The 9,464-nt window shown below is 72.9% G+C and carries 9 protein-coding genes; 3 read left to right on the top strand and 6 right to left on the bottom strand.

Annotation, left to right across the window (positions count from 1 at the left end; genetic code table 11):
* Nucleotides 1-269 precede the first annotated feature (269 nt).
* Nucleotides 270-1,568, top strand: coding sequence for a DUF6986 family protein (locus ACFWRT_RS37450; RefSeq protein WP_380956022.1), 1,299 nt, complete (start codon nt 270-272; stop codon nt 1,566-1,568).
* A 19-nt stretch (nt 1,569-1,587) separates the two neighbouring features.
* On the opposite strand, the gene ACFWRT_RS37445 is transcribed toward ACFWRT_RS37450, so the two are convergent.
* Nucleotides 1,588-1,773 carry an NHL repeat-containing protein gene (locus ACFWRT_RS37445; RefSeq protein ID WP_380956023.1) on the bottom strand — a complete coding sequence of 62 codons (186 nt, stop codon included), beginning with the start codon at nt 1,771-1,773 and terminating at the stop codon, nt 1,588-1,590.
* Between the two features lie 283 nt (nt 1,774-2,056).
* Entirely contained in the window at nt 2,057-3,085 is a 1,029-nt protein-coding gene (locus ACFWRT_RS37440) for a LacI family DNA-binding transcriptional regulator (protein ID WP_109976697.1), read from the bottom strand.
* A 239-nt stretch (nt 3,086-3,324) separates the two neighbouring features.
* Here ACFWRT_RS37440 and ACFWRT_RS37435 point away from each other — a divergent pair, with 239 nt between their 5' ends.
* Entirely contained in the window at nt 3,325-4,254 is a 930-nt protein-coding gene (locus tag ACFWRT_RS37435) for an ROK family protein (RefSeq protein WP_380956024.1), read from the top strand.
* 75 nt (nt 4,255-4,329) lie between these two features.
* Here the strand turns inward: ACFWRT_RS37435 and ACFWRT_RS37430 are convergent, their stop codons facing one another.
* The 4 genes from ACFWRT_RS37430 to ACFWRT_RS37415 all read right to left on the bottom strand — a co-directional run bounded on the left by ACFWRT_RS37430 (nt 4,330) and on the right by ACFWRT_RS37415 (nt 7,782).
* Nucleotides 4,330-4,506 carry a hypothetical protein gene (locus ACFWRT_RS37430; RefSeq protein WP_380956025.1) on the bottom strand — a complete coding sequence of 59 codons (177 nt, stop codon included), beginning with the start codon at nt 4,504-4,506 and terminating at the stop codon, nt 4,330-4,332.
* A gap of 313 nt (nt 4,507-4,819) precedes the next feature.
* Nucleotides 4,820-6,985, bottom strand: coding sequence for an MMPL family transporter (locus tag ACFWRT_RS37425; protein WP_380956026.1), 2,166 nt, complete (start codon nt 6,983-6,985; stop codon nt 4,820-4,822).
* Between the two features lie 38 nt (nt 6,986-7,023).
* On the bottom strand, nt 7,024-7,572 hold the full coding sequence (locus ACFWRT_RS37420; RefSeq protein ID WP_380956028.1) for a TetR/AcrR family transcriptional regulator: 549 nt from the start codon (nt 7,570-7,572) through the stop codon (nt 7,024-7,026).
* A gap of 24 nt (nt 7,573-7,596) precedes the next feature.
* Nucleotides 7,597-7,782, bottom strand: coding sequence for a hypothetical protein (locus ACFWRT_RS37415; protein ID WP_380956030.1), 186 nt, complete (start codon nt 7,780-7,782; stop codon nt 7,597-7,599).
* Nucleotides 7,783-8,041: 259 nt separating this feature from the next.
* Here ACFWRT_RS37415 and ACFWRT_RS37410 point away from each other — a divergent pair.
* Nucleotides 8,042-9,464, top strand: a 1,423-nt coding sequence (locus ACFWRT_RS37410) for an alpha/beta hydrolase family protein (protein ID WP_380956032.1), incomplete at its 3' end; no start/stop codon positions are given.

Raw genomic sequence — 9,464 nt, 5'->3', positions numbered from 1 at the left:
CCCCGATCTTCGACCTCGTCGACTACGGCGTCGTCGGCGACCTCTTCACCGTCGTCCCCCAGCTCACCGAAGAGATCAACACCCGCAAGGGCTGACACACCCCGAGCAACACCACGAGCAACACCCCCCTGGGCCGCACGGTGCACCCCACCGCGCGGCCCAGCGCCGTTCCGGGCGACCATTGACGCAGGTCGAGCGGCCTTATAACTTCACTATACGGATTGTTGATTCCGGGAAGCGGAAAAAACGAGAGCGTGGAGGGTACGGTCATGGGTCAGCAGGAGAAGGTGGCAACGAGCCTCGCGGGCACGGTCAGCGAGGAGATCAGCGCCTCCCTCACGGCGGTCGACGCGGAACTCGCCCGCCGCTACCCAGGAGACCCCGGCACCCGCCAGCCCGTGCACACCGTCTACGTACCCGGCGATGTCTTCGAGCCCGGCACCCTCCGCTCCTGGGGCGACCAGGCGCTGGCCGCCCTCGACGAACACGCCCCCGACGCCGCCTCCTTCGCCGCCGTCCTCGGCATCCCCGAGGAGCTGGCCGGCCCCGTCCACGACCGCGTACGCGCGAAGCTGAGCCGCGAGCCCGTCGAGGACCTGCGCATCGACTTCGAGGACGGCTACGGCCCCCGCCCGGACGCCGAGGAGGACGAGGCCGCCGCCCGCGCCGCGCGCCTGGTCTCCGAGGCGTACGCGAACGGCACGGCGGCCCCGTACATGGGCATCCGGATGAAGTGCATGGAGGCCGGCGTGCGCGACCGGGGCATCCGCACCACCGACGTCTTCCTCACCGGCCTGATGGAGGCGGGCGGGCTCCCCGACGGCCTCGTACTCACCCTGCCGAAGGTGACGTACCCCGAGCAGGTCACCGCCTTCGTCCAGCTCCTCGAAGCCTTCGAGAAGGCCCACGGCCTGGACGCCGGGCGCATTGGCTTCGAGATCCAGATCGAGACCAGCCAGTCCATCCTGGCCGCCGACGGGACCGCCGCCGTCGCCCGCATGATCGACGCGGCGCGGGGCCGGGCGACCGGGCTGCACTACGGCACCTTCGACTACAGCGCCTGCGTCGGCGTCAGCGCCGCCTACCAGGCGAGCGACCACCCGGCCGCCGACCACGCCAAGGCCGTCATGCAGGTCGCCGCCGCGGGCACCGGCGTACGGGTCTCCGACGGCTCCACCAACGTCCTGCCCGTCGGCCCGACCGCCCAGGTCCACGAGGCCTGGCGGCTCCACTACGGCCTCACGCGCCGCGCTCTGGCCCGCGCGTACTACCAGGGCTGGGACATGCACCCGGGACACCTGCCGACGCGTTACGCGGCCGTCTACACCTTCTACCGTGAGGGCCTGGAGCCCGCCGCCGCCCGGCTCGCCGCGTACGTCGCCAAGGCCGGCGGTGACGTCATGGACGAGCCCGCCACCGCCAAGGCCCTCAGCGGCTACCTGCTGCGCGGCATCGACTGCGGCGCGCTCGACACCGCCGAGGTCGCCCGGCTGACCGGCCTGACCCGCGCCGACCTGGACGCGTTCGCCTCACCGCGCCGGGGCGACCTGACGGTCACCGCACCGTAGAACCCCTCAGTGGAACCTCTCAGTAGGCGTCGCGCCCCGGCTGCGGTACGGCCAGTCCGGCCGGGGTGTGCAGGCCCGCCACGGGCAGGGTCCGCCGGCCGCCGCGCATCGGCAGCTTCACCCCCCGCTCGTTGTCGAAGTCCGCGATGTACAGCGTGCCTTCCGGGTCGAAGGCCAGGCCGTACGGGGAGTTGAGCCCGGTCACCGGAACGGTCCGCTGGGGTCCGCCGCCCGGCGAACGAGCGAGCCGTACGGGCCCGGGGCCGTCAGTGGCCGACGTCAGGAACCGCCCCCGCGGATCCGGAGGCACCACGCCCCCGAGGCGCGCACCGGCCACCCCAACGGCCCCGGGTCCCTCAGGTGTCCCGGCGGGCGGCAGCGCCCGTACGGGCACGGTAGGCCCGCACTCTTGTGCCGGGCGCCGCGCACTTCCACGTCGCACCAGAGCCTTGCCGCCGCCCTTCGCCGACGTGCGGGCCCGACAGGGCTCAGGCGGGCGGCAGTTCGCCCGAGCCGCGCGGGATCAGCGTCGTCGGCAGCTCCACCCGGGCCGGGGCGTGGTCGGCGCCGTCGAGCCGGCGGAAGAGGTGCTCGGCGGCGGTCCTGCCGACGGCCGCCGCGTCCTGCGAGATGACGGTGATGCCGAGCAGGTCCGCCAGCTCGATGTCGTCGAACCCGACCAGGGCGATGGGCCGTTCCCGCTCCGCGATCACCCGGACCGCCGTCACCGTCACCCGGTTGTTCCCCGCGAAGAGCGCGGTGACCGGCTCGGGCCCGCCGAGCATCGCCTCGGCGGCCGCCCGGACCCGGCCCGGGTCGGTGGTGCCGAGCGAGACCCAGCCGTCCTCCACGGTGATCCCCGCGTCCGTCATCGCCGCGTGGTACCCGCGCAGGCGCTCGGTGGCGGTGTGGATCCGGGGCTGGTCGCCGATGAACCCGATCCTGCGGTGGCCGTGCGCGATCAGGTGGGCCACGCCCTCCCGGGAGCCGCCGAAGCTGTCGGAGAGCACCATGTCCGCCTCGACCCGGCCCGCCGGGCGGTCCACGAAGACCGTGGCGATGCCCGCCTTGATCTCCGGCTCCAGATACCGGTGGTCGTCGCCCGCCGGGATCACGATGAGGCCGTCCACCCGGCGGGCGCACAGGGCCAGGACGAGCTCCTGCTCGCGCTCGGGGTCCTCGGCGCTGGAGCCGTTGATGAGCAGGGCCCCGTGCGCGCGGGCCACCTCCTCCACGGCGCGGCTCAGCGGGCCGTAGAAGGGGTCCGCCAGATCCTCCAGGACCAGGCCGATCGAGGCCGTACGCCCCTTGCGCAGCACCCGGGCGCTGTCGTTGCGGCGGAAGCCCAGCGCGTCGATCGCCTCCTGCACGCGGCGCTCGGTGTCGGGTGTGACACCGGGCTCGCTGTTCACCACCCGGGAGACCGTCTTGAGGCCCACTCCGGCGCGGGCCGCCACGTCCTTCATGGTCGGCCGGTTGCCGTAGCGGGTCTCGGAGTGACGGGTGGTCCGGTCCACGGTGCGCTGTCCTGTCGTCGTAAACGGGCGGGGTGAACGGGCGGGGAGAGCGGTGATGTCGGCGATTCGGGCGGCATACGGGCACCTCCGGGCGGCCCGCGGAGCCTGCTGCGGAGACGAACGGAGGCTGTGGCGTCGAGCATAGGCCCTGGACAACGTTGTCAACGCAATGGAGACTGTGCAGACTATTGACTGAACCCGCAGGTCCCGCCCTTCACTCATCCGGAGAAGCCACACCGATGCATACCGACCTCGTCGCCGCGCTCGACATCGGCGGCACCAAGATCGCCGGCGCGCTGGTCGACGGTGGTGGAAACCTCCTCGTACGGGCGCAGCGGCCGACGCCCGCCCGGGAGGGTGCCGAGGCGGTGATGGGCGCTGTGGACGAGGTGCTCGGCGAGCTGACGGCCTCACCGCTGTGGAAGCGCACGGGCTCGGCCGGGATCGGCAGCGCGGGACCGGTGGACGCAGCGGCAGGTACGGTCAGCCCGGTCAACGTTCCCGGCTGGCGCGACTTCCCGCTGGTGGAGCGGGTGCAGAAGACGATCGGCGGGCTGCCGGTCGCGCTGGTGGGCGACGGGGTCGCGATGACGGCGGCCGAGCACTGGCTCGGGGCGGCGCGCGGCTACGACAACGCGCTCTGCCTCGTCGTGTCGACGGGCGTCGGCGGCGGCCTGGTCCTCGGCGGCACGCTGCACCCGGGCCCCTCCGGCAACGCCGGCCACATCGGCCACATCAGCGTCGACCTGGACGGCGACCTGTGCCCCTGCGGCGCGCGCGGCTGCGTCGAGCGCATCGCCAGCGGCCCGAACATCGCCCGCCGCGCCCTGGAGGGCGGCTGGCTCCCCGGCCCGGACGGCGACACCACGGCCGCCGCCGTGGCCGCCGCCGCGCGCGCCGGGGACCCGGTCGCCCTCGCCTCGTACGAGCGGGCGGCCCAGGCGCTCGCGGCCGGGATCGCGGCCACCGCCACCCTGGTCGAGATCGACATCGCGGTGATCGGCGGGGGAGTGGCGGGCGCCGGCGACGTGCTCTTCGCACCGCTGCGCCGCAGCCTCGGCGACTACGCCACGCTCTCGTTCGTCCGGGGGCTCACGGTCGCGCCCGCCGTGATGGGCACCGACGCGGGGCTGGTCGGCGCGGCGGCCGCGGCGATCGCGCTGCGGTAACGCGGCTCCCGACGGCCCCTGGAGGGTGCCCGGTTCGTCAGGCCGGTCACCCTCCAGGGGCCGTGCGGCGTTCCCTCAGCGACCCGCGTCCGCCGTCTGCTGCGGGACGACCACGAGGAAGGCGTCCTGCTCCAAGCTCATCACGACCTCCGCCGCCAGGCCCTCACCGCGACGCGCGGCCGCGAACTCCTCGGCGGCCCAACTGCCGCGAGGATCTCCGGCCGGAAACTGTTCGAGAATTGTCCGCCGCATGGCGCACCCCCAGTCGTCCTGTGCCACCGGCCCATGCCGTAGGCCTGGCTAATACCTGCTCAACGAGCGTCGCCCGTCATGGATACGGCTGCCCCCGAACCCGGCTTCGTACCGTCGGACCCACGAACCGGTCCGGATCCGCCGATCCCGCCACCGCCGTCGCCGCAGCGGGGTCTCCCCGGCAGGGTGTTGCGGGCAAGCCACGGGGGGCTACGAAAGAGGGGGAACCGTGATCGGTGACACCCCCCCCGGATCAGGGTGAGCAGGTCACACCGAACCGCCGTGGTTGCGAGCGGGGCCTGCCGGCCCTCTCTCAGGACTTCACGAGCTCTGTTCCCGGTCGCTGTTCGGGAATCGCCTGGTTGAGCCGTTCACCCTCGATGTCGAGGTCGGGCAGGACCCGGTCGACGGGGCGGGGCAGCCACCAGGCGGCGCGGCCCAGAAGGTGCATGACCGCGGGCACCAGGGCCATGCGGACGACGAAGGCGTCGATGAGAACGCCGATGGCGAGGGCGAATCCGATGGACTTGATCACGGGGTCGTGCATGAACACGAAGCCGCCGAAGACGGCGGTCATGATGATCGCCGCGGCCGTGACCACTCGGGCGTTGTGGCCGACGCCGCTGATGACGGCCTGGCGCGCCTCGGTCCCGTGGACGAAGTCCTCCCGCATCCGCGAGACGAGGAAGACCTCGTAGTCCATGGCCAGACCGAAGAGGATTCCGATCAGGAGGATGGGCAGGAAACTCACCAGCGGGCCCGGGGTGTCGAGGCCGACCAGTTGCGACAGATGCCCTTCCTGGAAGATCGCGACGGTGATGCCGAACGTGGCACCGATGGTGAGCAGGAAGCCCAGGGCAGCCTTCAGCGGCACCAGGACCGACCGGAAGACGAGCATCAGCAGGAGCACCGACAGTCCCACGACGAGCAGGAGATACACCGGCAGGGCGGCGGCAAGCTTCTCCGACACGTCGATTCCGACCGCGGTCACCCCGGTCAGCGCGATGTCGGCGCCCTGCACGCCCGCCACCCGGTCGCGGATCGCGTGCACGGTGTCCTCGGTCGCGGCGGCGGTGGGCCCCGTCCTGGGGATCACGGCCAGCAGGGCGGTCGTGCCCCGCTCGTTCAGCTGCGGGGCGGCGACGGCCAGGACGCCGTCGGTGTCCGAGATCAGCGCGGTGGCCTCCTTGGCCGCCTGTGCGGTCGCCTGCGCGTCGGCCGCCGAGACGACGGCCACCAGACGGCCGTTGAAGCCCTCGCCGAACCCCTCGGTCGTCAGGTCGTAGGCCTCGCGGTTGGGCGAACCGGCCGCCTCGGTGCTCGCGTCGGGCAGGGCCAGACGCATGTCCTGTACGGGGAGGGCGAGTGCGCCGAGGCCCACGACGCCCACCAGCAGTACGGGGACGCGCAACCGTGCCACGATCCGGCCCCAGCGGAAGCCGAAGGCCGTCTCCGTACCGGCGGACGAGGGCGCGCGGTCCTGCGTGCGCCGCGCGCGGGGCAGGACACGGACGCCCGCGAATCCGAGGACGGCCGGCAGCAGGGTCAGGGAGACCAGCACCGCGAGGGCGACCGTGGCGGCCGCTGCGAGACCCATGACCGTCAGGAAGGGGACACCGGCGACGCCGAGTCCCGCGAGCGCGATGACGACCGTGGCACCGGCGAAGACGACGGCGGAACCGGCCGTACCGGCGGCCCGCCCGGCGGCCTCCTCCCCGTCCATGCCGTCCGCGAGGTACTGCCGGTAGCGGGAGGTGATGAAGAGTGCGTAGTCGATGCCCACGGCCAGGCCCAGCATGAGCGCCAGAATGGGTGCCGTGCTGGTCAGTTCGACGATGCTGCTGAGGGAGAAGAGACCGGCCATGCCGGCGGCCACCCCGACGAGGGCGTTGAGCAGGGTCATCCCGGCCGCCACGAGGGAGCCGAACGTGAGGACCAGCACGAGCGCCGCGACACCGACGCCGATGATCTCGGTCGAGCCGATCTCGGGGGCGCCCCGCATGATCTCGCCCCCGTGCTCCACCCGGAGCCCCTCGGCGGACGCGCCTGCCGCGGTGAACGACTCCCGCTGCGCGTCGGTGACGCTGTCGGCCACCGAGTCGAACTGCACCTGGACCAGGGCGTAACGCCCGTCCGGCGAGAGGGCCCGGGCCCGGAACGGGTCGATGGCCGCGAGGACACCGGGCACCTCGGCCGCTTCCGCGACCACCGGGGCCACGGCGGCGGGAGTGAGCTTCTCACCCTCGGGGGCGGCCACGATGATCATGCCTGTCGCACCTCCCGCCTGCGGGAACTCCCGGGCGAGCGAGTCCAGGGCCTGCTGGGACTCGGTCCCGGGTATGGAGAACTCGGTGGTGGCGGGTGCGCTGAAGGCGATCGCGCCGCCACCGAGCAGGGCGAGCAGCAGCAGCCACAGGGCGAGTACCCGGCCTCGGCGGCGGAAGGACAGCCGGCCGAGCCGGTACAGGAGAACAGCCATGCGAAGCGGCGCCTTTCTCTTCGGTTGCACAGCCTGTCTCAGCTGTGAGGATGCCCGAGGGTTCTGCGTGCCCCTCGGATCAGTTCGTCGCGCATCACGTCGGGTGGGACATCGACGCCGCCGGCGACCGCGACCGCCACCCCGCCGATCACCATGCGGGCCGAGACGAGCGCGCCGGGCTCCCGCGAGCGGCCGGCCAGCGCGTCGGCGAGCCGGTCGACGGCGGGAGGGATGACCGCCAGAGCGGGATGCCCGAGCATCTGCGGCAGCTCCGCGAAGATGATTTTGAGTTCCAGGTGGAACAGCATCGCGAGGCCGACGTATCCCGTCACGGCCGGTTCCACCGCGAGCGAGCCTTCCAGAGCGGCCAGTTCGCCGTTGAGTGCGCGGAGCCCCTCGGCCGGCGGCGTCAGCAGTTCGGTGAGGATCGCTTCCTTCTCGGTGAAGTGGTAGAGCAGGGAGGCCTTCGAGCACGGCACCTCGGCCGCGATGTCCTGCAAGGAAGCCCCCTTGAAGCCGTGTTGGGCGAACAGGCGCAGGGCGGCGTCGAGAATGTGACGGCGCATCTCGGAACGCGGACGAGGCATGCGTCATGGTAGCTGACCGATCGGTCAGGGTCGTGCGAGGTACCGCAGTCCCTGTCCCAGCGCGGCCCGGGCGCCGGGTTCCAGCAGACGGGACCAGGGCGGATCTGTTTCGCCCCGGAGCAGGCAGTAGCACGCCAGGGCGTAGCCGAACTGGCGCTCGGTGAGGTAGCCGAGGTGGTGGGTGGGGTCCAGCGCGGTTCCGGTGAGCATCCGTTCGGTGAGGTCGCCCAGCGGGATGGTGTCCGGCTCATCCTTGGTGCCCCCGCCCCCAGGTCGCTGCGACTGCTCCGATTCTAGGAGCCCGGAGGGTTCTTGGGTGGGCCGTGTGAGGGGGAGCATCGCGGGGTGACGGCGGTCGGCGTATACCCGTACAGGCTGATCCTTCGCACCGCCGTATGCGTCTCAGGTCGCATCCGACCGCGACGTCAGGCCGATGCGGCGGGATGCCGGCCGCCCGGACGATGAGTCCATGCCCTCGACGATCACCGGTCTCGCACTGTCCGGCCCGGAAGTCCTCACCGTGTTCGGCGCCGTCACCATCGTACTGGCCTGTTGGCTTCCCGGCCGGTTCCGCGGCCCGGCCACGCTCGCCGCCGGCGCCCTGCTCGTGGGGTCGGTGACCGTCCTCGTCGTCGGGGGGCTGCGATGGCAGATGGTTCCGGTGGTGGCCGCTGCGGCCGTCGCGGCGCCGTTCGCGCTCGTACCCATGGTCCGGCGGCGTACCGGGCGCACTCCGTGGCGTGCCCGGTGGTGGCTGGCCCTGCCGGGGTCCGCGGTGTGCGCCGCCCTGATCGCGTCGGGCCCGGTCTCCGTGTGGGCCCTGCCCGTACCCGAGTTCCCCGAGCCCTCAGGACGCTTCCCGGTCGGCACCCAGGTCCTGGAGTTCTCCACGCGCCCCGGAGGGGAGGGCCGGGGCGAGGAGAGCCGCACGCTGGTGACACAGCTCTGGTATCCCGCCGGGCGGAGCGCCCCGGACGTGCCGCGGATGCCGTACCTCGGGCGTACCGAGGCCGAGTCGCGCACGGTGGCCTCGGCGCTGGCCGGCTACGCGGGGGTCCCGGGCTTCCTGCTCGACGGTCTGCCGCGCGCCCGGAGCCACGCGGTGCCCGGCGCGCCCGTCGCCAGGGAGGGCGGACGCCTCCCGGTGGTGCTGTTCTCCCCCGGACTGGGCGGAGTGCGCACGCAGAACACCGCCTGGGCGGAGGAACTGGCCAGCCATGGCTATGTGGTGGCCGCTGTCGACCACCCCTACGACTCCGCTGCCGTGGTCCTCGCGGACGGTCGGACGCTGCGTACGCGGGTCTCGGCGTCCGGTGACCGGGAGGAGGACGCGGTACGGGCGGAGGGCTGGACCCGCACCCGAGCCGCGGACCTGCGGACCGTGCTCACCCGGCTGACGCGTATGGACCGGGGTGAGGCCGACGGGACCCTGGCCGGACGCCTCGACACCGGCCGGGTGGCGGTGACCGGTCACTCCATCGGGGGTGCGGCCGCTCTGCAGGCGGCCCGCCAGGACCGCCGGTTCGACGCGGTCATCGACCTGGACGGCTTCCCGCACGGCCCCACCGGGGGACACCTCGGGCAGCCGGTACTGGCGCTGACCCAGGAGATCGGCCCCGGGACCGACCCGGACTACCTGCCCCGGCTCACCCGCGTGCTGGATCTCGGCGCCGCGACCAACTACCGGCTGACCGTGCCCGGCACCGCGCATCTCACCTTCACCGACGCCCCGTTCTACCTGCCGCCGGTACCCGGGGTGGTCGGTTCACTGGGCCGCACGGAGGGCCACCGCATCACCGCCGCTGCTTCGCTCTCGTTCCTCGACGCCACGCTGCGGGGCGCTCCGGCTGACCTGCCCGCCGTCCTCGCGGCCCATGGGGAGGTGACGGTCC

It is taken from the genome of Streptomyces cyaneofuscatus, assembly GCF_042718795.1.
Lineage (GTDB): Bacteria > Actinomycetota > Actinomycetes > Streptomycetales > Streptomycetaceae > Streptomyces > Streptomyces cyaneofuscatus_A.
This window is presented reverse-complemented; position numbering and strand designations above follow the sequence as displayed.